The organism is Monashia sp. HAY1-11D (genome assembly GCF_056868035.1).
In genome coordinates this window covers 2,536,852-2,560,883 of the sequence record NZ_CP200320.1, presented here as the reverse complement: position 1 = coordinate 2,560,883, position 24,032 = coordinate 2,536,852, and the positions used below count along the sequence as shown (strand labels likewise).

General features: G+C 70.8%; 22 protein-coding genes and 2 pseudogenes. 10 read left to right on the top strand and 14 right to left on the bottom strand.

Going from position 1 to position 24,032, the window contains the following annotated elements; genetic code table 11:
* Both AC1VM9_RS11815 and trpS read left to right on the top strand, forming a co-directional pair.
* Positions 1-1,113 carry an acyltransferase family protein gene (locus tag AC1VM9_RS11815; RefSeq protein WP_483122777.1) on the top strand — a complete coding sequence of 371 codons (1,113 nt, stop codon included), beginning with the start codon at positions 1-3 and terminating at the stop codon, positions 1,111-1,113.
* Positions 1,114-1,226: 113 nt separating this feature from the next.
* Positions 1,227-2,361, top strand: a pseudogene (gene trpS / locus AC1VM9_RS11810) (tryptophan--tRNA ligase).
* Positions 2,362-2,629: 268 nt separating this feature from the next.
* Here trpS and AC1VM9_RS11805 read toward each other — a convergent pair.
* Complete coding sequence (locus AC1VM9_RS11805) at positions 2,630-3,112, bottom strand: N-acetyltransferase family protein (protein WP_481342361.1); 483 nt, start codon at positions 3,110-3,112, stop codon at positions 2,630-2,632.
* A gap of 233 nt (positions 3,113-3,345) precedes the next feature.
* Here AC1VM9_RS11805 and acs point away from each other — a divergent pair, with 233 nt between their 5' ends.
* From acs to AC1VM9_RS11790, 3 genes are all read left to right on the top strand, one after another.
* Positions 3,346-5,355 (top strand): acetate--CoA ligase, encoded by a 2,010-nt coding sequence (gene acs, locus AC1VM9_RS11800; protein WP_483122776.1) that lies wholly within the window; start codon positions 3,346-3,348, stop codon positions 5,353-5,355.
* 169 nt (positions 5,356-5,524) lie between these two features.
* Positions 5,525-5,878 carry an META domain-containing protein gene (locus AC1VM9_RS11795; protein WP_483122774.1) on the top strand — a complete coding sequence of 118 codons (354 nt, stop codon included), beginning with the start codon at positions 5,525-5,527 and terminating at the stop codon, positions 5,876-5,878.
* A gap of 184 nt (positions 5,879-6,062) precedes the next feature.
* On the top strand, positions 6,063-6,620 hold the full coding sequence (locus tag AC1VM9_RS11790; protein ID WP_481345130.1) for an NADPH-dependent FMN reductase: 558 nt from the start codon (positions 6,063-6,065) through the stop codon (positions 6,618-6,620).
* A 14-nt stretch (positions 6,621-6,634) separates the two neighbouring features.
* On the opposite strand, the gene AC1VM9_RS11785 is transcribed toward AC1VM9_RS11790, so the two are convergent.
* The 8 genes from AC1VM9_RS11785 to AC1VM9_RS11750 form a co-directional block, all read right to left on the bottom strand.
* On the bottom strand, positions 6,635-7,474 hold the full coding sequence (locus AC1VM9_RS11785) for a glycosyltransferase family 87 protein (RefSeq protein WP_483122773.1): 840 nt from the start codon (positions 7,472-7,474) through the stop codon (positions 6,635-6,637).
* Between the two features lie 95 nt (positions 7,475-7,569).
* Positions 7,570-9,012 (bottom strand): hypothetical protein, encoded by a 1,443-nt coding sequence (locus AC1VM9_RS11780; protein WP_483122772.1) that lies wholly within the window; start codon positions 9,010-9,012, stop codon positions 7,570-7,572.
* A gap of 8 nt (positions 9,013-9,020) precedes the next feature.
* Positions 9,021-9,932: a type II secretion system F family protein gene (locus tag AC1VM9_RS11775; RefSeq protein ID WP_481342355.1), complete on the bottom strand. Its 912-nt coding sequence runs from the start codon at positions 9,930-9,932 to the stop codon at positions 9,021-9,023.
* 1 nt (position 9,933) lies between these two features.
* The gene (locus AC1VM9_RS11770; RefSeq protein ID WP_481345127.1) at positions 9,934-11,922 is read right to left on the bottom strand and encodes a type II secretion system F family protein; all 1,989 of its coding nucleotides are present in this window, start codon (positions 11,920-11,922) and stop codon (positions 9,934-9,936) included.
* The gene (locus tag AC1VM9_RS11765; RefSeq protein WP_481345126.1) at positions 11,919-13,304 is read right to left on the bottom strand and encodes a TadA family conjugal transfer-associated ATPase; all 1,386 of its coding nucleotides are present in this window, start codon (positions 13,302-13,304) and stop codon (positions 11,919-11,921) included. Before AC1VM9_RS11765 ends, AC1VM9_RS11770 begins: the two co-directional genes overlap by 4 nt.
* A complete protein-coding gene (locus AC1VM9_RS11760; protein ID WP_481342053.1) occupies positions 13,301-14,476 on the bottom strand; it encodes a CpaE/TadZ family protein in 1,176 nt (391 codons plus the stop codon). Before AC1VM9_RS11760 ends, AC1VM9_RS11765 begins: the two co-directional genes overlap by 4 nt.
* Positions 14,473-15,270, bottom strand: coding sequence for a Flp pilus assembly protein CpaB (cpaB, locus tag AC1VM9_RS11755; RefSeq protein ID WP_481342054.1), 798 nt, complete (start codon positions 15,268-15,270; stop codon positions 14,473-14,475). Before cpaB ends, AC1VM9_RS11760 begins: the two co-directional genes overlap by 4 nt.
* Before the next feature lie 50 nt (positions 15,271-15,320).
* Positions 15,321-16,529, bottom strand: coding sequence for a pilus assembly protein TadG-related protein (locus AC1VM9_RS11750; RefSeq protein WP_481345125.1), 1,209 nt, complete (start codon positions 16,527-16,529; stop codon positions 15,321-15,323).
* Positions 16,530-16,621: 92 nt separating this feature from the next.
* Here AC1VM9_RS11750 and AC1VM9_RS11745 point away from each other — a divergent pair, with 92 nt between their 5' ends.
* A complete protein-coding gene (locus AC1VM9_RS11745) occupies positions 16,622-16,837 on the top strand; it encodes a hypothetical protein (RefSeq protein ID WP_483122770.1) in 216 nt (71 codons plus the stop codon).
* 8 nt (positions 16,838-16,845) lie between these two features.
* Here the strand turns inward: AC1VM9_RS11745 and AC1VM9_RS11740 are convergent.
* The 3 genes and pseudogenes from AC1VM9_RS11740 to AC1VM9_RS11730 form a co-directional block, all read right to left on the bottom strand.
* Positions 16,846-16,932, bottom strand: a pseudogene (locus AC1VM9_RS11740) (TadE/TadG family type IV pilus assembly protein); the annotation flags it as partial.
* A gap of 71 nt (positions 16,933-17,003) precedes the next feature.
* Positions 17,004-17,174: a Flp family type IVb pilin gene (locus AC1VM9_RS11735; RefSeq protein WP_481342057.1), complete on the bottom strand. Its 171-nt coding sequence runs from the start codon at positions 17,172-17,174 to the stop codon at positions 17,004-17,006.
* Between the two features lie 123 nt (positions 17,175-17,297).
* Complete coding sequence (locus AC1VM9_RS11730; RefSeq protein WP_481342058.1) at positions 17,298-17,480, bottom strand: Flp family type IVb pilin; 183 nt, start codon at positions 17,478-17,480, stop codon at positions 17,298-17,300.
* Between the two features lie 213 nt (positions 17,481-17,693).
* On the opposite strand from AC1VM9_RS11730, the gene AC1VM9_RS11725 reads away from it, so the two are divergent.
* On the top strand, positions 17,694-19,136 hold the full coding sequence (locus tag AC1VM9_RS11725) for a hypothetical protein (protein WP_483122768.1): 1,443 nt from the start codon (positions 17,694-17,696) through the stop codon (positions 19,134-19,136).
* An 8-nt stretch (positions 19,137-19,144) separates the two neighbouring features.
* On the opposite strand, the gene AC1VM9_RS11720 is transcribed toward AC1VM9_RS11725, so the two are convergent.
* Entirely contained in the window at positions 19,145-20,209 is a 1,065-nt protein-coding gene (locus AC1VM9_RS11720; protein WP_481342060.1) for an acyltransferase family protein, read from the bottom strand.
* 146 nt (positions 20,210-20,355) lie between these two features.
* Positions 20,356-21,582, bottom strand: coding sequence for a hypothetical protein (locus tag AC1VM9_RS11715; protein WP_483122767.1), 1,227 nt, complete (start codon positions 21,580-21,582; stop codon positions 20,356-20,358).
* A gap of 176 nt (positions 21,583-21,758) precedes the next feature.
* Between AC1VM9_RS11715 and AC1VM9_RS11710 the strand changes: the two genes are divergently transcribed.
* The 3 genes from AC1VM9_RS11710 to AC1VM9_RS11700 all read left to right on the top strand — a co-directional run bounded on the left by AC1VM9_RS11710 (position 21,759) and on the right by AC1VM9_RS11700 (position 24,003).
* A complete protein-coding gene (locus AC1VM9_RS11710) occupies positions 21,759-22,763 on the top strand; it encodes a glycosyltransferase (RefSeq protein ID WP_483122766.1) in 1,005 nt (334 codons plus the stop codon).
* Between the two features lie 122 nt (positions 22,764-22,885).
* Positions 22,886-23,641 (top strand): glycosyltransferase family 2 protein, encoded by a 756-nt coding sequence (locus AC1VM9_RS11705; RefSeq protein ID WP_483122764.1) that lies wholly within the window; start codon positions 22,886-22,888, stop codon positions 23,639-23,641.
* Positions 23,638-24,003 carry a DUF2304 domain-containing protein gene (locus AC1VM9_RS11700; RefSeq protein WP_481342064.1) on the top strand — a complete coding sequence of 122 codons (366 nt, stop codon included), beginning with the start codon at positions 23,638-23,640 and terminating at the stop codon, positions 24,001-24,003. The genes AC1VM9_RS11705 and AC1VM9_RS11700 overlap by 4 nt, the downstream gene beginning before the upstream one ends.
* Positions 24,004-24,032 lie beyond the last annotated feature (29 nt).

Sequence of the window (24,032 nt, the reverse complement as noted above, 5' to 3'; positions counted from 1 at the left end):
GTGACGACCGGGAGTGCGACGACACCAGCCGTGCACCGCGAGCGAGTGCTCGACGGACTGCGCGGTCTCGCCGCGCTCGCCGTCGTGCACGTCCACCTCGTCTTCTACAGCGGCCTGTCCGCGCTCGACGGCGGCGGTCACGCCGGGGTCGTCGTCTTCTTCGTGCTGTCCGGCTACCTCGTGACGCGCCGCCTGTGGCGCCGTCCGGCGGACGCGCCCTTGTGGGCGACCTACACCACCTTCGTCCGGCGCCGCGCCGTGCGGCTCTACCCGGCCCTCGTCGGCATGGTGGTCATCAGCGGAGCCGTGTTCGCCGTTCTCGACGCACCGCCCCTGCCCGGCGTCCTGCGCGTCGCCCCGGTCGTCCTCGTCCAGGCGACGGCCCCGTTCGTCGCGACGGGCCCGATCGCGGTCGAGCCGTGGCAGCACACGTGGAGCCTCACGGTGGAGTGGGTCTTCTACCTCGCGTGGCCCGTGCTCCTCCTCGCCGCCCGCCGTCGGGTCGACGAGTCCCGGCTCCGCGCGCTCGTCCTCGTCACGGCCGGGGTCCTGTACCTCGCCTCGCTCGCGCTGTCGCCCCGCACCTTCTACTTCCTCGCCCCGGCCAACTGGTCGGCCATGCTGTTCGGTGCCGGTCTCGCGCTCCACCACGCCGTGCCCGGACGCCGCGAGGACGCGGGCCGTGAGCCGCTCGTCGTCGCCCTCGGTGTCGCACTCCTCGTCGTGGCGACGCTCCTGCCCAGCTCGCTGAACGGGCACGTCGTCTACCGCTACAGCGTGTTCCCGGCCGCGGTCGTCGTCGCGTTCGTCGTCATCGACCACCGACGTGACCGCGCCGGAGTCGCCATCCGCCTCCTGGGCTCCCGCGCGCTGTCCGGCGTCGGCGTCTCCAGCTACAGCCTCTACCTCTGGCACCTGCCGGTCGTGTGGGCGGTTCGGGTGGCGTGGCCCGACGCGCCCCCGCTGCTCGTGTGCGCGACCGCGCTCCTCGTCCTCGTGCCGGTCGTCGCGGCCAGCTACGTGCTGCTCGAACGGCCGTGGCTCGTCGGCTCCGGCACGCGCTACCCTCTGGTCATGCGTTCGACCAACCGCGCGTGGTGGCTGCCCAGCTGAGGCGGCCTGGCGAACCAACCCACCAAGAGCCGCCCACGGGCGGCTCTTGCCATGTGCCAGAAGGCGCACCGCGCCGGAGTGCGGCTCGTGGGCTCCCACCCCAAGGAGCACCGATGTCCACCACCACGACCAGTACCGCCGGAACCACCACGTCCCCGTCGACGCCCGTCAGCTCAGCTGAGGACGCGACGTACACGACCGCCCGCGAGCGCAGCCGCATCCTCGACGCCCTCATCGACGATCACGCGTCGAGCGACCCGACGCGCTTCCGCATGCTGACCGGCGACCGGCCCACGGGCCCCGTTGCACATCGGCCACTACCTTTCGAGCCTGCGCAACCGGGTCCGCCTGCAGGACAAGGGAGTCGAGACATTCGTCGTCATCGCCGACTACCAGGTCATCACGGACCGGGACTCCGTCGGTGCGATCGGCGACAACGTCCACGGCCTGGTCCTCGACTACCTGGCGGCCGGCCTCGACCCCGAGCGGACGACGATCTTCACGCACAGCGCCGTGCCGGCCCTCAACCAGCTGATGCTGCCCTTCCTGTCGCTCGTCACCGACGCCGAGCTGCGGCGCAACCCGACCGTCAAGGACGAGCTGACCCTGTCGGACGGCCGCCCGCTGTCGGGGCTGCTGCTCACCTACCCGGTGCACCAGGCTGCGGACATCCTCTTCTGCCACAGCCGGATCGTGCCGGTCGGCCGCGACCAGCTGCCCCACCTCGAGCAGACCCGCGCCATCGCCCGACGCTTCAACGCCCGGTACGCCGGCGGCCAGCCGGTCTTCGCCGAGCCGGACGCGCTGCTGTCCGACGTGCCGCTGCTGCTCGGCACCGATGGCGCGAAGATGAGCAAGAGCAGGGGCAACGTCGTCAACCTGCGGGACTCGGCCGACGAGACCGCCGCGCGGATCCGGGCGGCCCGCACCGACTCCGAACGCCGGATCACCTACGACCCCGGCCGACGGCCGGCTGTCGCGAACCTGCTGACCATTGCCGGGCTGTTCCTCGGTCAGTCGCCCGAGTCGGTGGCCGAGGGCATCGGTGACGGCGGGGCGGTGCGGCTCAAGGCGGTCGTCACCGACGCCGTCAACGAGTCGCTCGCGCAGCACCGGGCCCGACGCGTCGAGCTCGAACGGGACCCCGGCCACATCGCTGCCGTGCTGCGGGATGGCAACGCCCGCGCCGATGCCGTGGCCGAACGCACCCTGGCCACGGTGCGTGCCGTCATGGGGATGGCCTACTGACGCGCACCAGCCCACCCACCAGCGCGCCACGGCGCACTTCTCGATGCTCGGACCCGCGCAGCCCCCGAGCCAACCGCGCCCTGGCGCAGTTTTCCACGCCCGGGTCGGCTCAACCGGCCAACCGACGCGACAACCGCGCCGTGGCGCACTTTTCGCGTCCAGGCCGGCCCCCCGACGCGACAACCGCGCCCTGGCGCGCTTTTCGGTGCTCCACCGACGGTGTGCTGCCCGGAGACCGACGATGCCGGCGCGCTCGAGACGCCAGTGGTCAGTCGGAGCCGTGCGGCTCCTCGTGCATCGTGTCGATGGCGATCCGGTCGTCGACCGGCGTCGCGCCTTCCGCGCCGGGGTAGAGCCTGAATCCGGGCTTCTCGCGGTGCTCGAACGAGCGGTAGAACGCCTGCGCGTCGTCGGTGACGAGATCCAGGCGTCGGGTGCCCGACGCCGCGAAGACCGCCTCGACGAGCCTGCGCCCCGTGCCACGGCGTCGGTGCGAGGCTGCGACGCCGAGCTGGGCGAGGTAGGACTGCACGACGCCGTCACCGAAGGCCTGTGCGAACCCGACGACCCGCTCCCCGCGCTCAGGCACCCCCTCACCGGCCGGCTCCACCGCGACGAAGGCCACGACCCCGGGCGCGGTGCAGGCACGGACCGCCACGTCCGGGTCGGAGAACGAGGGCCAACCGAGCTCACGGCACAGCCGGGCCACGCCCTCGGCATCGGCCGGTCGGAACGGACGTACGTCGGTCACCGAACCACTCTGCCCCAGCGCGGTCCCACAGGTGTGACCCCGGACGCCACCTCATCCGACGGTGCGACCGCTCGTCGGGCGTCGGCAACCGCTCGCCGTGCTACTCGTCGGTAGCGATGAGACCCCCGTCACCTGGGCCTTGCTGGGCGAACTAGCCTGCGTTTGAGTTGTGCTCGACCGTCGATGTCCGCGCGCCAGCGCCCGCAGGAGTCGTCGCGACCGCACCACCGTCGATGCGAAAGGGTGACACCGTGAGCGACAAGCCGCTCGAGAACCTCGTCCACGAGGGACTGACCTTCCCACCCCCGGCCGAGTTCGCCGCGCAGGCCAACGGCACCGCCGACCTCTACGAGAAGGCGGCCGCCGACCACGAGGGGTTCTGGGCCGAGCAGGCCCGCACGTACCTCACGTGGAGCAAGCCCTTCACGCAGTCCCTCGACTGGAGCAACCCGCCGTTCGCGAAGTGGTTCGCCGACGGCGAGCTCAACGCCTGCGTCAACGCCGTCGACCGTCACGTCGAGGCCGGGCGTGGCGACAGGGTCGCGATCCACTTCGTCGGCGAGCCGGACGGCGACACACGGGACATCACCTACGCCGACCTCCACGCGGAGGTGCAGCGGGCCGCGAACGCGCTCGCCGACCTCGGTGTCGGCAAGGGCGACACGGTCGCGATCTACCTGCCGATGATCCCCGAGGCCGCGGTCGCGATGCTCGCGTGCGCCCGTCTCGGCGCGCCGCACTCGGTCGTCTTCGGCGGCTTCTCCGCGGAGGCGCTGCACTCGCGCATCGACGACGCCAGGGCCAAGGTCGTCATCACCGCCGACGGTGGCTACCGCCGCGGCGCACCGTCGGCCCTCAAGCCGGCCGTCGACGCCGCGCTCGACCACGGCGACACGTCGGTCCAGAAGGTGCTCGTCGTGCGGCGCACCGGCCAGGACACCGCCTGGACCGAGGGCCGCGACCTGTGGTGGCACGAGGCGCTCGAGCAGGCCGCCCCGACCCACGAGGCACAGGCGTTCGAGGCGGAGCACCCGCTCTTCATCCTCTACACGTCGGGCACCACCGGGAAGCCGAAGGGCATCTTCCACACGACCGGCGGCTACCTGACCCAGACGGCGTACACCAACGCCGTCGTCCACGACGTCCACCCCGACACCGACGTCTACTGGTGCACCGCCGACATCGGCTGGGTCACCGGCCACTCCTACATCGTCTACGGGCCGCTGACGAACGGCGCCACGCAGGTCATTTACGAGGGCACGCCCGACACGCCGCACCAGGGCCGCTGGTGGGAGATCATCCAGACCTACAAGGTGACCGTCCTCTACACGGCCCCGACGGCGGTGCGCACCTTCATGAAGTGGGGCACCGACATCCCGGCGAAGTTCGACATGAGCTCCCTGCGCCTGCTCGGCTCGGTCGGCGAGCCGATCAACCCCGAGGCCTGGCTCTGGTACCACAAGCACATCGGCGGGGGCCGCGCCCCCATCGTCGACACATGGTGGCAGACCGAGACGGGCGCGATCATGATCAGCCCGCTGCCCGGTGTCACGACGCTGGAGCCGGGCTCCGCGCAGAAGCCGATCCCGGGCGTCAGCGCCGAGATCCTCGACGACGAGGGCCAGCCGTTCACCACGCCCGAGCAGGTCGGCTACCTCGTGCTCACCAAGCCGTGGCCCTCGATGCTCCGCGGGATCTGGGGTGACCCGGAACGGTACAAGGAGACGTACTGGTCGCGGTTCGGCGAGAAGTACTACTTCGCCGGCGACGGCGCGAAGTACGACGCGGACGGCAACATCTGGCTGCTCGGCCGTGTCGACGACGTCATGAACGTCTCGGGGCACCGCCTGTCCACCGCCGAGATCGAGTCGGCGCTCGTGTCGCACCCCAAGGTCGCCGAGGCGGCCGTCGTCGGGGCCAACGACGACACCACCGGCCAGGCCGTCTGCGCGTTCGTCATCCTGCGCCAGGAGGCCATCGAGGAGGCCGACGAGCCGGGTGAGGGCACCGACCTCGTCAAGGAGTTGCGCAACCACGTGGCCAAGGAGATCGGCCCCATCGCCAAGCCGCGCTCGATCATGATCGTCAGCGAGCTGCCCAAGACGCGGTCCGGCAAGATCATGCGCCGCCTGCTGCGCGACGTCGCCGAGGGACGCGAGGTCGGCGACGTGACGACGCTCGCCGACAGCTCGGTCATGGACCTCATCAAGACGGGGATGTCCGAGGGAGGCTCCTCCGCCTGACCGCTCCCGCCGCGTCCTCGGCGGCCCTTGGCATCGGCTCGACGCCGCGCGTCCCGCGCACCCGTGGGGCGGGCGGCGTCGTCATCCCCCCGCCCCACGGTCGGCGGCGTCGCCGACGAGGCTGTGCATGGCCCCCGGCGGCGCAGCCCGTCCGTGGTTGACTCGGGCCATGAGCAGCGTGGAGCAGGAGCCGCACACCTGGGTCGTCGCGTCGATCGCCGGCGTGCCGACGGCGGACCCGAAGCCCCGGCTGTCCCTCAGCGAGGACGGCCTGCTCACCGGGACCACCGGCGTCAACCGCATCGTGGGCACGTACGTCGCGGAGAACGAGCTCATCAAGGTCGAGGGCACCGGCATGACGCGGAAGGCCGGCCCACCCGAGGCGATGGAGCAGGAGCGCCGTTTCCTGCGCGCCCTCGAGGGCTGGCAGGCCTTCCACATCGGCGGGGGACGCCTCGAGATCGGCCCCGCCGATGGCGGCATCGTCTGCGTCCTCACCGAACCGGGTCCGCCTGCACGGTGACTCGGGCTGCGTTCCCGCCCCCACCTTCGGGCGCGGCGGACGGCCGCCCACCCCATCCAGCCCATGGCGCGGCCCATGGCCCGCATTCACGGACGCCATGCACCTGGAGATGGTGACGGTTGAGGCTGCCCGCGGAGCGAGCGCGATTCGGACCGAGGTCCGGATGCGTGGTATTCGTTGAAGCGTGAAGCAGCTTCGTGTCGTCGTGTCCAGCACCCGTCCCGGCCGCATTGGCCCCGTCGTCGCCGAGTGGGTCGCCGCGCAGGCGCCCGCGGACGAGTGGCAGCCCGAGCTCGTCGACCTGTCGACCCTGCCCTTCTTCGACGAGGAGGACATGCCGAAGAACGGCAACTACGCCAAGCCGCACACCAAGGCCTGGGCCAAGCAGGTCTTCGAGGCCGACGCCGTCCTCATCGTCACTCCGCAGTACAACCGCAGCTTCCCGGCGCCGATCAAGAACGCCGTCGACTACCTGTTCGCCGAGTGGCACGCCAAGCCCGTCGCGCTCGTCGGCTACGGCTGGACCGGTGCGACCGACGCCACCGCCGACCTGACCAAGGTCCTCGGCCACGTCAAGGCCGACGTCGTCGGGTCGACCGGGCTCGTCTTCACCCAGGACGTCTCACCCACGGGCGAGCTCACCGTCACGGACGAGCGCCGCGCCGAGCTCGCCGAGCTCATCGCGACCCTCGCCGCGCGGGTCGATGCCACCACGGACGTGGACGCCTCCCTCAGCGCCTGACGCCGCGGCGTCCCTCACCCGTGGCGAGGCGGCGTGCCGCGCCGCGAGGCCGAGACGCCGCCCCGCGAGGCGGCGTCTCGGCGCAAGCGCGGGATCGCGGCGAGGAGGATGAGCACGCCGCTCGACCACAGCGGCATCGTCACGGCCATCGCGACCGCGAGCCAGGCGGGCCTGGACCGGCGGGCGGCCCACGCCGTGAAGACCACCGCGACGGGCAGCCGCACGAGAAGCGGCGGGTAGAAGGCCTGCGTCGGCGGCGTCGGCGCGTCGGTGAGGAACCGGGCCCATCGCGCCCAGAGGTCGGGGGCGGCCAGGTACGAGGCGAGGACGACCGCCGCGGTCACGCCGACGCTCACGGCGAGCGCGCGCCACTCGCGGCGCACGGCGAACCACACCGGACCCAGGCCCGGCGTCACCTTCGTCAGCAGGGGGAAGGCCCACGCCCACGCGCCCCGACGCCGCAGCCCGAGCACACAGGCCACCGCGAGGAACGCCTCGATGTTGCCGATGACGAGGGCCGGCGGCACGACGTAGAGCAGGGTGAGCCAGCGCCAGCGCCCCGGCAGCGGCCACAGGAGCCACGTCAGCGCCGCGGTGAGCAGACCGGACCAGACGGCGAGGAAGACCGCCCACGGCAGGAGCGTCAGCGGCCAGGCGAGCTGCGCGAAGGCCGGAGAGTAGTTGAACGCGTCCGGCGTGCCCGGCGGGACGCCGTAGGGCGACACCCGCCAGACGACCCAGTAGGCGTGGGCCGAGTCGGTGCCGAAGGTTCCGAGCCGGCTCAGGGCCAGCACCCACAGCGCCGCGGGGAGGCTGACCCACAGGGCCAGCCGGACGACGCGGCCGAGGTCCATCCTTCGCACGTCGGTGCCCGGACCGGTTGCCGGCGCCGTGGACGGGTCGTCCACCGAGTCGGTTCGCTCGGCCGCCGAGCCGGTGCCGGGAGCGGTCATCGTGGCGCCCGCAGGAGCACGTAGCCGTCGGCGCGCGCCGCCTCCGACCAGCCGGCATCGGCGAGGCGTCCGACGACGGGAGCGTCGTCCGCGACCAGCGCTGCGCCGCAGCGCAGCTGGGCCGGGTAGGCGTCCCACCCGTCGGCCGCGGAGACGAAGCGGTGGTAGGCCCGGATGCGCTCGGCGGTGCGCAGCTCGACGCGGGTGTCCATCGTGGGCCGCAGCGTCGGGTGGGCCCACTCGAGCCAGCCACCGAGGGTCTCGTCGCTGCACACGACGGTGCCCGCGGGGAGGGCCGACAGGGGCCTGTCGAGCCCGGGTGCGCCGAGAGCCGGGCGGGCCGCGACGGATGGCGCGAGGACGGCCGTGAGCAGGAGCGCGAGCCCGGGCAGGACCGCCGTCGCGGCGCGCTCGCGCCGGGTCGGCACCGCGTCGGGCAGGGGCAGGAGTGACTGCAGGGCCGCGGCGGCCAGCGGCGCGATGACGACCGCAGCCAGCGCCACGGTGCGCGCGTGCGCGAGGGCAAGGTAGAGGGCCACCGCGACGAGAAGTGCCGCCGTCCAACGCTGCTCGCGCCGACGCAGCATCGTGACGACAACCGGCACCACGAGGGCGATCGTCGCCCAGAGCCCCGGGTCGGCCAGGGACGTCGCCTGCCACTCGCTGACGAACGGAGCCACGTCGGCCACCTGGAACGGTGAGGCGAACAGCCGCGGCCCGACCGGCGTGACGGCCGCCGCGGCCACCGACAGCACGGGCACCAGGAGCAGGCGCGCGACCTCCCGACGGCGAGGATGGAGTCGCCCGTCGAGCAGACCGCCGAGCAGGACGAGCAGCCCGAGGCCCGGACCGACGAACCACATCCCGTGCGAGCACGCCCACAGCCAGGTGACGGGGACGAGCCACCAGCGGGCGCGGCCGTCGACCAGCGTGCGCAGCCACGCGTCCACCGTCAGCGCGGCGAGCCCGAACGTCACCAGCTGCGGACGCGGCGACAGGCTGCCGCTCATCGCGACGAACGCGACGGCGAGGACGAGCGCCGTCACCAACGCCGACGACGCGCGCCGGCAGGCGACCCACAGGCACACCCCGACGAGGACCGTGCCGAGGCAGAGCAGCCACGCGACACCCGGGAGCCCGACGGCCGCGTCGGCGCCGTGCAGGAGCACCTCGGGCAACCACTGGTTGAGGATCCACGGCCGCTCCGCGCCGGCGCCGAACGGATCGTCGAGGACGAACTGCCCTGTCTGCAGGAGGTGCTCACCGGCCCGAAGGTGCCAGAACGTGTCCGGGTCGCGGACCGGCCCGAGCGCCTTGACGGCGAACAGCGCCAGCACCGCGCCGGGAAGCAGCCAACCCAGCCGGGCCACCGGCGACACGCGTCGGCGACCGGAGTCGGTGCTCCGCTCCAGCCGTCGGGCCTCCGGCGAGACGACCACGGTCCCGGTCAGCCGAAGGCGCTGGCCATGCGGATCGCACCGGGGCCGATGATGACGATGAACAATGCCGGCAGGATGCACGTCATGAGGGGGAAGAGGATCTTGATGGTGACCTTCTGGGCCTTCTCCTCGGCCTTCTGCCTGCGGACCAGTCGCATGTTCGCGGTCTGCTCGCGCAGCACCCCGGCGATGGGAAGTCCGAGCCGGTCGGCCTGCACGAGGGCCGTCACGAAGTTCTTCACCTCGGGCAGCGTGACGCGGTCGCCCATGGCCGAGAACGCCTCGCCACGCGACTTGCCGATCTGGATCTCGGAGATGACGCGGGCGAACTCCCCCGAGATCGGGCCCTCGACGTTGCGCGCCACTTGGAGGAGCGCCGCGTCGAAGCCCTGACCGGCCTCCACGCAGACGGTCAGCATGTCGAGCGCGTCGGCCAGGCTCTTGCCGGTCTGCTCCTGGCGGCGCATGCCGGCGTTGTAGAGCAGGAGGTCGGGCACGAAGAAGAACACGGCGCCGAGAAGGAGGCCGTACACGACGCTGGTGAGCTGGAAGTTCCCGTACACGACGCCGAGCACGACACCGAGCAGCAGGCAGACGCCCTTGGCACCCATGATCCGCTCGACGGTCCACGGGGACGGGTTGCCGGCGCGGTCGAGCAGCAACGTGTAGCGGTCCTCGGTTCCCTTGGGCGACAAGGCCACCGCCAAGGCCTTGGTGCGGTCGAACACGGGTGTGACGAGGCGGTCCTTGGCTCCCAGGTCGGCCGTGACGACGGACCGGCTCGTGACGCTGCTCTCGATGAGCATGAGGGACTTGGCCACGCCCCGTGGCTCGCTCGTGCCGAAGGACATCGACAGGACGGCGACCATGAGCCCGATGCCGACGAGGGCTGCCGCGATGTAGATGGGGTCCACGTTCATCTCACACCTCGATGTTGACGACGTTGCGCATCCACACGACGCCGACACCGAGGGCGACGAGCCCACCGACGCTCATGAAGAGCCCGAGGGTCGTGGTCCACAGGAGGCTGACGTACTCGTAGTTGACGTTCATCATGTAGAAGAAGATGAGGATCGGCAGCGCGATGAGGATGTAGGCGGACAGGCGCCCCTCCGCGGAGAGCGTCTTCACCTGGCGGTAGAGGGACTCGCGCTCGCGCAGCGTGTTGGCCGTCGTGCGGAGGGTGTCGGCCAAGTTGCCGCCGACCTCGCGCTGGATGCGGATCGCCATGACGGTCCAGTGCATCGAGTCGCTGTCCATGCGGTTGGCCACGCGCTCCAGCGCGTCGGACAGGTCGGTGCCGATGCGCGTCTCGGCGAGGGCTCGGCTGAACTCCTTGCCGCTCGGCTCGGCGGCGTCGCGAGCGACGGCCTCGAGGGCCTGCGGCAGGCCGAAGCCGCTGCGGAGGCTGGTCGAGACGAGGAGCAGGATCCCGGGCAGCTGCGCCTCGAACTTCGTCGCGCGACGACTGGCCGCGAACCGGAGGAAGGCCGGCATCCCGATGAGGCCGAGGACGGCCCCGAGCAGCAGACCGACGAGCTTGGCCTCGCCGGCGAAGAAAATCCCGACGGCGGCTCCGACGATGACCGCCACGATGCGCAGGATGAGCCACTCCCCCGCGCGGAACGGCAGGTCGGCCTTCTCGATGAGCGCCATGGTCTTGCTCGTCGACTTGCGGTCCTTCATGACGCGGTCGCCGATGTCGAGCAGCTGCGCCGCGATGGTGCTCTGGGTGGCCTTCGTCTCCTGCGGCGACAGCGGCAGTCCGGTGCCCACGACGTAGGTCTCGATCGCTGCGACGCGCCTTTCGCGCTTGGTCTGGAACGTCGGCGTCAGGGCGGCACCGACCCCGACGAGCATGGCCAGGGCGAGAAGGGCCGCGGCGATGAGGGGAGTGCGCTCCGCGGTGTTCGCCGGGACGAGGCCGGCGAGCACCCCCGAGGCCGCGGGCGGCGACGCGCCGGCGGTCGGGGTCGGGGTCGGCGTGGCCGGCGCTGCAGCGCTACCGAAGGTCACCTGCTGGGTGAACGAGAACGGCGTCGTACCGGCAGTGCCCTTGACCGTGTAGGCGTGGCGTCCGGTCATGGCGCTCGGTACCCGGACCGACAGCTGCACCTGGCGGTTGAGCGCCTGGGCCGAGGTCTGGAACGCCGAGGTGACGGCGGCGGCGTTGTCCGCCGCTGCGACCGAGCCACCGTTGGTCGAGGCCAGCCGCTGAAGAGCCGCGCTCGCCGTCGCCTCCTGGGTCTTGAAGCGCACGACGTCGACACGGACGCCGGCCTGCCGCAGCTTCGTGATGGTGTTGGCGAGCGCCCTCGCGGGGTCCTTGGCCATGGTGTCGGCGCCGTCGCTGAGCAGGACGATGCTGCGGTCACCGGTGGTGCCGAGGGCCGTCACGGCGTCCTGCACGCCCTCGTACAGGCTGGTGTCGCCACGGGAGTCCAGCCCGTCGACGACCCGGAGAGCCGCGGCCCGGTCGAGGGTCGGCGGCAGGTCGACGCCCGCGGTGTTCGCGAACGACGCGACCCCCACCTTGACGTCCGCGGGAACCGTGCGCAGGTAGACGGCCGAGGCCTTGCGCACGGTCAGCATGCCGGCCACGCCCATCGAACCGCTCGTGTCGATGACGAGCATCGCCTTACGGTCGCGCTTGGGCGCCTGCTTGACGGTCACGGGGTACTCGGTGCCGTCGATGGTCACCTTGAGGCTGGCCGGGTCGACCTGGACGTCGGACTTGCTCCGGATCGTCAGGACCCCGGTCATGGTGGCGGCGCCGGCGGACGTCGTCCCGGTGACGTTGCTCAGCCCGACGGTGACGGGGTCATCGGCGTGCGCGGTCGTGGGCAGGACGAGCAGCCCGGCCGTCGCGGCGGCCAGGACGAGCGCGAGTCGGCGACGGACGCTGCTCACAGCCCGGTCCGTGCGAACAGGGAAATCGGCAGCTCGACACCGACGTCGGCGAGGTCCTGCGCGAACTTCGGGCGGATGCCGGTGGGCTGGAGCGTGCCGAGGAAGCGGCCGTTCTCGTCGCGACCCGCGCCGTAGTTGAAGGTGAAGATGTCCTGCAGCGTGATGACGTCGGACTCCATGCCGACCACCTCGGAGATCGCGGTGATCTTGCGCGAGCCGTCCTTGAGACGGGACTGCTGGACGATGAGGTCGACGGCGCCGGCGACCTGCTCGCGGATGGCGCGAACCGGCAGCTCGACGCCGGCCATGAGCACCATCGTCTCGAGACGGGCCAGGCTGTCGCGCGGGCTGTTGGCGTGGACGGTCGTGATCGAGCCGTCGTGGCCGGTGTTCATGGCCTGCAGCATGTCGAGCGCGGCGCCGTCACGGATCTCACCGACGATGATGCGGTCGGGGCGCATACGCAGGCAGTTCTTGACGAGCTCGCGGATCGAGATCTGGCCGCGGCCCTCGATGTTGGCCGGGCGAGCCTCGAGACGCAGCACGTGGTCCTGCTGCAGCTGGAGCTCGGCGGCGTCCTCGATGGTGACGATGCGCTCGTCGTGCGGCAGGAACGAGCTGATGACGTTGAGCGTCGTCGTCTTTCCGGAGCCGGTACCACCGCTGATGATGATGTTGCGGCGGCCGCGGACACACGCCTCGAGGAAGTCGCGGACCATCGGCGTGAACGTGCCGAACGAGATGAGGTCGCGGTCGTTGAACGGGTCGGCGGCGAACTTGCGGATCGTCAGCATGGAGCCGTCGAGGGCGATCGGCGGCACGACGGCGTTGACACGCGAGCCGTCGGGCAGACGGGCGTCGACCATCGGGCTCGACTCGTCGACGCGGCGGCCGACGCGTCCGACGATCTTGTCGATGGTGCGGCGCAGGTGACCCTCGTCGGAGAACCGGGCCTCGACGGGGAACAGCTTGCCGTCGCGCTCGATGTAGATGTCGTCGGGGCCGTTGACCATGATCTCGCTGACCTCCGCGTCGCGGAGGTAGGGCTCGAGGGGCCCGTGGCCGAGGATGTCGTCGCTGACGTCCTGCGCGATGCGCGTCCGGTCGGAGTGCGACAGCGGCGTCTGCTCCGAGTCGATGACGTCCTGGAGGGTCTGCCGCACCTGCGCGGCGAGCTCGCTCTCGGCCAGGTGCGGGTCGTACAGGCGCGGGCCGAGCGACTCGACGAGCGCCGCGTGGACACGCTCCTTGACCGTCGCGAAGGGGTCGGCGTTGCGACGCCGGCCCGCGGCGTCGCTGCCGCGGTGCTGGCCGTTGATGCCGGGCTCGGCGACCTGGGTCGCCGCGCGCGCCCGGTCGAGGCGGTCTGCCAGGTTGCTCATCGCTTGCTCCTCAGGAGTCCGAAGCTGCTGCGCTTCGCACCGTTCTGCATGTCCTCGCCGAAGCGGCGTCGGATCTCGTTGTCGGCGAGGTCGCGGATCGCCATGGACACCGGGTTGCGCGGCTCGTCGAGGACGAGCGCGACACCGCGGTTGACCGACGCCGGGACCGTGAGGCTGTTCGGCACGTTGGCCGAGATCGGGGTCTTGAGCGCGACCTCGACGTCGTCGGGCTTGAGCCCCACCTTGGCGTCGGAGCGGTTGAGCACGATCGTCCGGGACTCCTTGGAGGCGCCGAGCGTGTCGAGGGTGTTGATCGCGATGCGCAGGTTCTTCACGGCGGGGATGTCGAGCGTCGCGATGAGGACGGTCAGGTCGCTGACGTCGAAGGCGGCCAGCACGTGCTCGGTGAAGGACGGCGGCGTGTCGACGAGGACGTAGTCGTAGAGGCTGCGGGCGTCGCGGAGCAGCTCGACGATGACGTGCGAGGGCACCCGGTCGGCATCGGCCGGGTCCGCGGGGGCCGCGATGACGTCGAGACCGCTCTCGGGGTGCGTGGTGACGACCGACGCGATGCCGGCCTCGTCGAGGTGGCCGGCCATCGCGACGACGTCGCGGACCGAGCCGCGCGGCTGCAGCTGGAGGCTGATCGCGACGTCGCCGAACATGAGGTCGAGGTCGACGAGCAGCGTCTTGGCTCCCGTGGAGGCCAGGTAGGTGGCCAGGTTGGTCGACATCGTCGTCTTGCCGACACCGCCCTTGGCGGAGAAGACGGTGATGACCTTGCCCTCGCGGCCGCCCCCCATCGCGCTGTGACCGGACAGCTGCTGCGTCAGCGCCGTCGAGCGGCGGACCGCGTCGGCCAGCGCCGTCTGGTCGTCGGCCTGGACGACCTCCCGGACGCCGCTGCGCAGGGCCTGCGCGAGGGCCGTCACGTCGAGGCGGTGGCGGAGCAGGATGACGCCGAGCTCGGGTCGGTCGATGCGCTCGCGCTCGGCCAGCTCGCAGGCGAGGTCGAGGTCGATGTCCGGGCCGATGATGACGAGCGCGTGGTTGCGGTCCTCCTCCAGGGCCCGGCTCACGCGAGGTCCCGACGTGAGCAGGAGCGCGTCGGCTCCGATGGCGAACCGGTACGTGTCGACAGCGTTCGGGTCGAAGTCCCAGAGGATCGTCATTGCGAAGTCACCGCATCTCTCAACTGGAGGTCCGTGACCTCCTGCTTCGGGTCGATCTGGACGTCAGAGCCTCGAAGAGCAGCGTAGAGCGTTCGGTTCTGGATTCCGTGGATGAGCAGTGGGGCGTCCGTCGGCTTGACCGCGACCGTCACGAGGAAGCCGCCGGCAGCCCCCTGAGCCGTCGGTGACTGGCCTTCCGGCACGGGCTGGGCCGCCGCGCCCGCGAGGGGCGCGTCACCCATGGCGATCACCTGCACGTCACCCATGAGGAGGCTGGTGCCCTTGACCTGGTTCTCGTTGAGGATCTTGGCCTCGGGCGTGTCACTGAGGTCCTTGATCTGGTAGCTCTGGTAGATCGCGATGTGCGAGCCGGGTGTGACGAACTTGCCGACGCGTGCCGGGTCGGACAGGGACAGCGACACCGCGAGCATCCCGCTCGGCACCTCGATGGCCTTTGTGCCGGCCGGCTGGGTGCTGAACCGGGCCGCGAGCAGGTACTCGCCGGCCTGGATGTCGTTGACGGCGAGGAGCGCGTTGTTGTCGGCGTTGACCTCCTGGAGGGCGCCGACCGGCACGGCCTTGGCCGGGACGCTCGTCTGGGCGATGAGGCCGGTGCGTTGCGCGTCCTTGAGGGTCGTGCCCGCCGGGATGAGCTTCTGCGCGACCCACACCGGGGCCGGCGCCTGCTCGGCGATGGCACGCTCGTCGGCGCTGCGCGCGTACATGATGACCAGCGCGCCGCCACCCACGGCCAGCACGACGGCCACGAGGATGGCGAGAATGCGACGGTTCATGAAGGGCTCCCCCCGACTAGCTGTGATGCGTTGAGACGTTCGTGGTGCCGTCAGCCCGCGGGCAGGACGACGTAGGCTCCGAAGTTGTTGCCCGACGTGGGCGGCACGATGGTGCCGGCCCGGTCGAGAGTCCCGGTGACGTACCACCCGGACAGGCACCGGTCACCGCCGGTGCACGGGACGGTCCCGCTGAGCAGGCTCGCGGCCTCCTGGGAACCACCGACCTTGTAGCCGGTGAGGTAGAACTTCGACCACCCGACGACGTGGTAGTAGGAGTTCGAGCCGCCACCGCTGGCCCCGGTGCAGTCCGGGTAGCCGGAGATGCCGCCCGTCGGCAGCGACCCCGCCTTGACGAGGCAGTCGAAGATCGGCAGCTCGACGACGGTGCCGCGCAGGGCCGCGACGGCGTCGTAGCAGCCGCTCGGCGGCGAGCTGCCGGCGTCGATCTGGGCCCAGTCGTTGATGCTGACGTTCGCCTGGCAGTTGCCGGCGCTGTCGACGACGTAGCCGAAGCCGCCGGCGGTGTCCTTGCCGTTGATCGCGCAGGGGGCCACCGTCGTGCTCTTGAGCATGATGGTGATCTCGGCGCTGCTGGCCGGCCACGGGGTCTGTCCCGCCGACGAGCCGTACCCGGGCCACGGCGAGCCGGGCGGAGTCTGGTAGACCGTGCCGCTGCTCGTGTTCCGCTTCCACTCGCACTCGGACACGACGATGGGCACCTTGGCGGTGTACTGACCGGGCGATCCCCAGGCCGAGCGCGCACAGGCGTAGACGGTGCTGCCCGAGCTGTTCGTCAGGGCGCGGGCGAAGGGGGTGAGGACCGTGGTGCCGCTCGAGGTCTCGGTCCGCGTCTTGGTCTCGACGTACGGGATGCCGGAGACGAGCCAGCCCGGCTTGGGCGTGCACTTGGTCAGGCTCGTGGCGTCCGGGGTCTCGCAAGCCGTCGTGATGCTCGTGACCGCGGAGGCACACACGCTGGACACCGAGGACAACCCGTCCTTGGCGTTCGCGTTGGCCAGCGGCTTGACCGCGGTGGCGGCGTTGGCGTCGCTGCAGGCCGCGTTGTTCGTCGCGCACATCTGCGCCAGAGCCATGGCGGAGGCGTCCGCGCCGTTCTGCAGCTGGCGTCGCTCCGACATGATGGAGCCGATGTCGACGCTGATGGCCAGCGAGCCCATGATGACGCCGGTGGCGACGAGGATGCTGACGATGACCGCCACGGCACCCGCGTCGTGACGCTGACGAAGACGACGGTTCACCCTCCGCATCGCATGACTCCTGTCGCAGCCACGGGGCCGGACAGGCCCCAGTTCCCCCGACGAGGCGAATCGCCGGACCCATGATGATCCAGTTGAACGTCGCCGTCACCGTCACCGACGCGTTGGCGGTGGAGCCGGCGGAACACGTCACGACGCCCGGGACGGCGAGGCCGGGCACGCCGACCGCCGCAGCGGATGCACGCTGGGTGATGGCCGTCATGTCGGTCGCCGCGGGGTTGGGCAGCACGACCGCTGCGCGCACGCCTTCACGGCTGGCGTTCGTCACCTGGATCTGGGTGAAGAAGTAGCGGCCGAAGTCGACGATCCCGGCGATGACGAGAAACAGCACGGGAAGGACGATCGCGAGCTCCACGGCGGCCGCGCCGCGCTCACCTCTGGCCATGCCAGACCGCCCTCCCCGTGCCGGATTTTGCGCTTTGTGTCGTCCACGGCCCCCCGGCGTGGACGTCGTGCTCAGACTTGCGCCGCGACGTTGTTGAACGTCGTCGACAGGTTGTTGCCCAGCAGCGAGACCGCTGCGATGATCACGACGGCGATCAGGGCAACCATGAGGCCGTACTCGACGGCCGTCGCTCCCCGGTCCCCGTTGAGACGGGCCTGGATCCTGGATGCGAGCTTGGTCATGTAATGCGCTCCTCGAACGTTGCGGATGAGTGCCAGACGTCATGCTGGTGCGTGGCAGCCCGTCTCCCGACGAACGAGCCGTGGTCGGGCGCCGGCCGGGTTCGGTCGGCGCCCATCACCAGGTCAGACCTGGGTCGCGACGTTGTTGAAGGTCGTCGACAGCTTGTTCCCCAGAAGCGACACGGCCGCGATGATCACGACGGCGATGAGGGCGACCATGAGGCCGTACTCGACGGCGGTCGCGCCCTTCTCGCGGTCCATGGCCCGGCTGATACCCGTCTGGAGCTTGGCAGCAAGCTTCGTCATTGTTCATTCCTCCCAGTGGTGCAGGGCCACCCGATGTGCCCCCCGCTGAACAGAGATTAGGTGGGCGTTGACGCCCTGTCCTGAAAATGCTTGAAGTTCCCATCACCAACCCAAAGAGGTGTCAACCGGACGCGCCGGGTGGCAGGGTTTGAGCTGCTGAGCGGGACGCCGGCCGCCAGCGCGCCGTGACGCCGGACGAGGAACGGAGCACCGATGTCGGGGGACACGCCTCCCACGCACGACCGCTCCCGGCTGCGCGTCAGCGGAGCACCTGTGCGGGCCGCGGACCTCGCGTGCGCGGCCGTCTTCGTCCTGCTCGTCGCGGGAGTCGCGGCGGTGGCGACCACCGGCTCCGACGCCTTCTGGCCCGTGGCGCTCGGGGACCGCATCCGTGCGTCGGGATCGGTGCCCGAGGGCGTGCCGTTCGCCGCTGCGCCGACCTCGGGATGGGTGAACACGACGGCCCTCGGCCAGCTCGTTCTCTCGGTCGTCGGTAGCGCAGGAACGCTGGGTCTCCTTGCGGCACAGGTGGTTTCGGTGGCGGTTACTCTCGGCCTGGTGGCTTGGGACGCGCTGCGCCGCGGTGCGCCGGCCGCGCGCACCGCCCTCGTCCTGACCGTGCTGGCCATCGGTGCGGCGACCTCGTTGCTCGTCGCACGCGTCCAACTCCTGTCGCTGGTCCCCTTCGCACTGCTGCTCGTGCTGCTGCGGTCCGAGCACGACCGCCCTTCTCGCCGGCTGTGGTTGGTGGTGCCGCTGCTCGCGCTGTGGGGCAACCTGCACGGAGCCGTCCTCGTCGGTGTCGCGGTCACCGGCTGCCATCTGCTGTTCTCGCGGCTGAGGCGCGACCCTGTCGAGGCGGTGCTCGTGGGAATCGGGTCGCTGGTCGCCGCGTGCGCCAACCCGGGGCTGTGGCGGGCCCCGCAGTACTACCTCGGGGTGCTGGGCGGTGAGGCGACCTCCGACGCGTCGGGCATGTGGGGCCGCCCGGACCCGGCCAACCCCTTCGACCTCGCGATGGTCGTCGCGGCCATCGTGCTCGGCGCCATGGCGTACCGGCGCCGGCGACCGGCGTGGGAGTACGTCGCCGTGGCCGGCCTCGCGGCCGGGACGGTCATCGCCTCGCGCAACGCCGTCTGGCTGCTGCTCTTCCTCGCCGGCTCCGCGGCGGCCTCATCCGCCTCGCGGATCGAGCCGGGCCCTGCGGCCGAGCCCGGGCGGGGGCCGCTCCCCCGGCGGGCCGGCGCGAGCGGCGTCGGCGTCGGCTCGGCCGTCGTGGTACTCGTCGGAGTCCTCGTCGCCTCGGCGATCCTCGCCGTCCGGGCGCCCGGCCTGCACCGGCACGACCTCGACGTCGCCGCGGCCGCACGTGCAGCGGCGGGACGCGTCGTCCTGGCTCCCGAACCGCTGTCCGAGGAGCTGGCGGCCGCCGGCGCGACCGTCTGGGTCAGCAACCCGCTCGATGCCTTCGGCTCAGGAGACCAGGCCGCCTACCTGGCCTTCCTTCGCGCCGACGCCACCGGCGCCACCCGGGCGCTCGAGCAGGCCGACGTCGTCATCGCCTTGGACGGCTCATCCCAAGCCCTGCTCGCGCTGGCACACGGATACCGAGCTACGACGCGCGTCGGCCCCTACGAGGTCCTCGCCCAGCCCTAGACCGGCCTTCAGCTCACGGCTGTCGACGGTGACGTCTCGACGCCGAGGGTGCCCCGCCGCAACCAGGCCCTTCTGATCCAACGCTCCATGGGCGCCTCGATGGTCTCGTGCAGCACCACCGCTGCTGCGACGCTGACCACGATCACGGAAGCGATGGTCAAGCCGGCATCCCAGCCACTCGCCACAAGGAGCGGGTCGCGCAGGATCGACAGCACCGGTCCGTGGACGAGGTACAGCGCGAAGGACCACCGGCCCATGCGGACCCAGGCTCTGGAAGCCAGGGCGACCGGCCTGCCGTCCAGGTCACGAGCAGCGCAGGCACAGATCAAGACAGCGAAGGGTGCCGCCAGGATCGCACTGAAGAGCCATTGCCGATCCGTACCCGTCAACGTCTCGTGCTGCAACCACCAGAGCATGGCGTAGGCGGCGCCGAGCATGCCGACGAGCCCGCCCACGCCCGGGCGGGGTCGCCATCCCTGCCGCATCGCGACGCACGAGAGCATCCCCATGAGGAAGTCGGACAGCCGAACCATGGGCAGGTGGAAGAAGTACGAGCCGACCCCGGTCGTCGACGCCGTGAACGCAGCGACGGCGACCATCGACGACGCCAACACACCCGCCTGCAGCAGTGGGCGGCGCACGGCGGCAACCGCCACGACCGCCAGCGGGAACAGGGCGTAGAAGAAGGCTTCGCAGGACAACGACCACGACGCTCCGACGAGCGAGTAGGCCACGGACTGCTGGGGCCACCAGGCGTGAACCAGAGAGGCGTTTGCCACTGTCGAGGGAATCGAAGGCGCCGCCTGGTCGATGAGGAGCATGACCACGACCATCACGAGATGGAGCGGGTAGACCCTCGCCAGACGCTTCACATAGAACTCGCCCATGGTTTGGGCGCCATTCCACGAGTACGTGAGCACGAAGCCGCTCAAGACGAAGAAGAACGTGACGCCGACATAGCCCAGCTCGGCCGGCCACAGCGACGGTAGGTCAGGCCTGAGCACGGCCACATGGTGCAGCAGCACCAGCAGCGCGGCGACAGATCGAAGCCCGGTCAGGCTCTCGAGGTGCACGTCTCCCCCTCGGCGACGACATTGCGACGGATGTTCACAGGTGGACACGAGGTCACGGCAGACCACTGCCCGGGGCAGCGGCTCGTCTGGACACCCGCGTGGTCTGAAAGCTCCCCTCGGGCTGCGGCGGATGGGTCAGCGCGTCATCAGGGGCCGGGGCGCAGGTCCTCGGTGAAGACGACGAGGATGTTGCCCGCGTACCAGTACTGCCCCACCAGCAGACAGGCGACTGCAACTGCCACCACGATGATCGCGATCTTGGTGGGTCTGCGCGGAGTCCCGAGCAGAAGGACGGGCAGGGTGGGGACGAGCAGCAGGTAGCGGAAGACGGCGGGCAGCAGCGGCGTGAACCAGAACAGGTACAGCGGGTAGGCCAACGACCATGCCCGCAGCTCGGGCCCCCACACCCGACCGCGCGATGTGAACAGGTTCAGGCCGAGGAGCACGACGAAGGCGACGAGCAGCAGCATCCCCGGCAGCCCGAACAGCTGGTGCAGGTCCCGGAACCAGCCTTGGAACGTGCCCCGTTGGTTCAGGCTGCGCTTCGTGCCTGCCTCCCAGCCGATGAACAGGGAAGCCACGAGCATCCAGAGCACTGTCCCGACGGCACTGGCCCCAGCCACGAGAGCGAGCCCGAGAGCGCCGCGCCGGTCGGCCCGCCAGAAGGGGCCGTCGGTGCGCCACCGGGCCCACGCATGCGCGAGCACTACGAGAAGGAGCGGCAGCGTGACGATGCGGGTGAAGGCCAGGAGCACCACGCACAGGGCTGCCCACCAGTAGCGGCGGTCCGCGAGGAGGTTGAGCGTCGCCATGAGCAGGAGCATCGCCAACGACTCGCTGTAGGCCACCTGCAGGAGCGGCGCGCTGACGAAGAAGCTCGACAGGACGACAGTGACCGTTGCAAGGAAGTGCCCGGCGTGACGCCGCACGAGGCGGTACATGAGAACCATGGCTGCAGCGCCTGCAAGAACGCTCACGACCGTCGCAGCCCACGTGAAGGACAGGCCGGTGACGGACATGAGGCCGCGAACGATCGCCGGGTAACCCGGAGGGAACGCCCAAGCCCAGAGCGCGTCACGTTCCCCGGCAGATCCGGGCGCGGGGACCTCGTAGCCGAGCGTGGCGATGCGCCAGTACCACTGCCCGTCCCAGTTGGCCACCACTCCCGCGTAGCCCGGCGCTGCAGGCGTGGGGTCGAAGACGTGGTAGTCCTGACGGGTCAGCGTCAACGCCACCTGTCGGCGCGAGGCCAGGGCGATGAAGACCGTGTCGACGATCCGCGAGGCGGCGAACACCAGGAGCGGCACGAGGTACCACCGGGTCGGTCTGCCCACGGCCGCGTCGGCGGCCGTCGGCGACGTCTTCCTGCTCACCTCTACGGACATCTCTCCCCGTTCGTGTCGTTTGGGCCCCCGAAACAATCGCATCGACTCGGGGCTCCGGGGTGCCGTTTGGCGAAACCGGGGTGATCGTTTCCGGGGACCGGCCGACGCGGCGGCGGGCTAGAGTCGGGGGCCGGTAGCCCGTGTCCGGTCGAAGGGACTCCCACGTGACGGCAACCTCGGTCATCGTCATCGTCTTCGGTGCGGAGCCCGGCCTCGACGAGTGCCTGTCCTCGGTGGTGAGGCAGCTGGGCAGCGGTGACGAGCTCGTCGTCGTCGACAACGGAGCGGAACGACTCGACGAGCGGCTGGCCCCCTACGGGGATGCCGTTCGCCTCGTCCGTCCGGGCGGGAACCTCGGTTTCGCCGGAGGCGCCGACGCCGGTGCTGAGGCAGCACGCAGCTCCGTTCTCGTCTTCGTCAACTCGGACCTGCGTGTGCGCGACGGGGCACTGGATGAGCTGTGTTCCACGGTGGCCTCCGACCCCTCCGTGATGGCCACGGGGTGCCTGCGCCTGGCGTCGGACCCGACACGGATCAACTCTGCGGGCAACCCCGTCCACTTCACCGGCCTGGCTTGGGCCGGTGCCTTCGGTGAGCCCGCCGACGAGCACGCCTCACCGCGGCCCGCTGCGTCGGCGAGCGGTGGGTTCATGGCCGTGCACCGTTCTCGCTGGGATGCCCTCGGCGGCTTCAACGCCGACTACTTCATGTACCACGAAGACGTCGAGCTCAGCCTGCGCCACTGGATGACCGGTGGTCGCATCGTCTTCGTCCCCGCAGCTGTCGCGGACCACGACTACGAGTTCGGTCGGAATGCCCGCAAGATGTTCCACCTCGAGCGAAACCGCCTCATGACCGTTGCCACGGTCTATCCGTCCACCGTCCTGCGGCGGGTCCTGCCGGTCCTCGTGCCCTTCGAGGCGGCGCTCGTGGTCCTCGCAATCACCCAGGGCTGGGGTGCGCAGAAGCTCCAGTCGTACTGGTGGCTCCTGCGCCACGCTGGCAGGGTCCGGCGTCGCCGGCGAGCCGTCCAGCGGACCTTCTCCGAGGGGGAAGAGCGGCTGACGAGCCTGCTCTCCTCGAGCATCGACCCAGCCGGCTTCGGCGCCGTACCGGGGCTGTCGCTCCTCAACACGCTGCTCACGGCGTACTGGCGCCTGGTCCGGTAGGTGGCAGAGCGGGCTGGAGGGCCGGTTGGCAAATTCGCCATTCCCCTGACAGGGCTGCGGCGCTGGGTCAGCATGCTGACTACGGGGCCGATCAGCCCTGATCGTCACGCTGGGGATGGCTCGTGGACTCACGCTTTGACACCGGTACTGCACCGGTCGACCGCAAGGTCCTCGTCGTCATGCCCGCGTACAACGAGGAGCTGTCACTCCCCGCCGTTCTCGCCGACGTTCGTGCCGCCCTTCCCGACGCCGACATCCTCGTCGTGGATGACGGGTCGACCGACAGGACCGCGCGCGTGGCCAGTGACCTCGCCGCCGTGGCTCGGCTGCCGTTCAACGTGGGGGTCGGGGGCGCGATGCGCACCGGCTTCCGCTACGCCGCCGAGCGCGGTTACGACGTCGTCGTGCAGATCGACGCCGATGGCCAGCACGACGCGTTCCAGGCGCCACGGCTCATCGCCGCGCTGACCGCAGCTGACGTCGTCGTCGGCACGCGCTTCGGCAATGGTGACGACGCGGAGTGGGTCGCCGGGCATCGTCGCGTCGCGATGACGATGTTGGCACGGACGGTGTCCGGACTGGTGCGTACGCGCGTCACGGACTCGACGTCCGGGTTCCGGGCCCACTCACGCCGGTCGATCCGCCTGTTCGCCGAGCACTACCCGACCGAGTACCTCGGCGACACCGTCGAGTCGCTGGTCATCGCCCACCGGGCCGGGCTTGCCATCGCCGAGACCCCGGTGCTCATGCGCGCTCGGTCTCACGGCGCCCCGAGCCAGGGCACGGCGTCCTCCATCCGCTACATCGCGAGGGTGCTCGCCTCCACCTACCTCGCGTGCATCAGGACGTGGCCCGTGTCCGGCGAGGTCGCGGCGTGACCGGCGGCTTCTGGCTGGCCGCGGCGGGCGCGGCGGTTCTCGTCGGTGCGATCGTCGAGATGGTCCGGCGCCGCTACATCCGCGGCAAGTTCGCGATCACGTGGCTCGTTGTTGCTGGCCTGACCGTGCTCGTCGCGGTCGCCCCGGGCCTGCTCGACCTGCTCGCCGCCGCGACCGGGGTGACCATTCCCCTCAACCTGTTGTTCTTCGTGGGATTCGTCGGCCTGTCGCTGATCGTCATCCAGCTGACAGCGGAGCACAGCCGCCTCGAGCGACGTGTCTCCACCCTCGCCGAACAGGTCGCCCTCCTGCGGGCGGACCAGGCGAGCGCGCGGCGGTCAACGCCGGCAGACCGACCCTGAGGAACGCCGGACCGCCGCTGGGTCCTGAC

Coding starts and splice junctions, on each gene's coding strand:
- acs (WP_483122776.1), top strand. CDS start 3,346: ATGCGAAAGGGTGACACCGTGAGCGACAAGCCGCTCGAGAACCTCGTC.
- AC1VM9_RS11795 (WP_483122774.1), top strand. CDS start 5,525: ATGAGCAGCGTGGAGCAGGAGCCGCACACCTGGGTCGTCGCGTCGATC.
- AC1VM9_RS11785 (WP_483122773.1), bottom strand. CDS start 7,474: ATGGACCTCGGCCGCGTCGTCCGGCTGGCCCTGTGGGTCAGCCTCCCC.
- AC1VM9_RS11775 (WP_481342355.1), bottom strand. CDS start 9,932: ATGAACGTGGACCCCATCTACATCGCGGCAGCCCTCGTCGGCATCGGG.
- AC1VM9_RS11765 (WP_481345126.1), bottom strand. CDS start 13,304: ATGAGCAACCTGGCAGACCGCCTCGACCGGGCGCGCGCGGCGACCCAG.
- AC1VM9_RS11760 (WP_481342053.1), bottom strand. CDS start 14,476: ATGACGATCCTCTGGGACTTCGACCCGAACGCTGTCGACACGTACCGG.
- cpaB (WP_481342054.1), bottom strand. CDS start 15,270: ATGAACCGTCGCATTCTCGCCATCCTCGTGGCCGTCGTGCTGGCCGTG.
- AC1VM9_RS11735 (WP_481342057.1), bottom strand. CDS start 17,174: ATGACCAAGCTCGCATCCAGGATCCAGGCCCGTCTCAACGGGGACCGG.
- AC1VM9_RS11730 (WP_481342058.1), bottom strand. CDS start 17,480: ATGACGAAGCTTGCTGCCAAGCTCCAGACGGGTATCAGCCGGGCCATG.
- AC1VM9_RS11725 (WP_483122768.1), top strand. CDS start 17,694: ATGTCGGGGGACACGCCTCCCACGCACGACCGCTCCCGGCTGCGCGTC.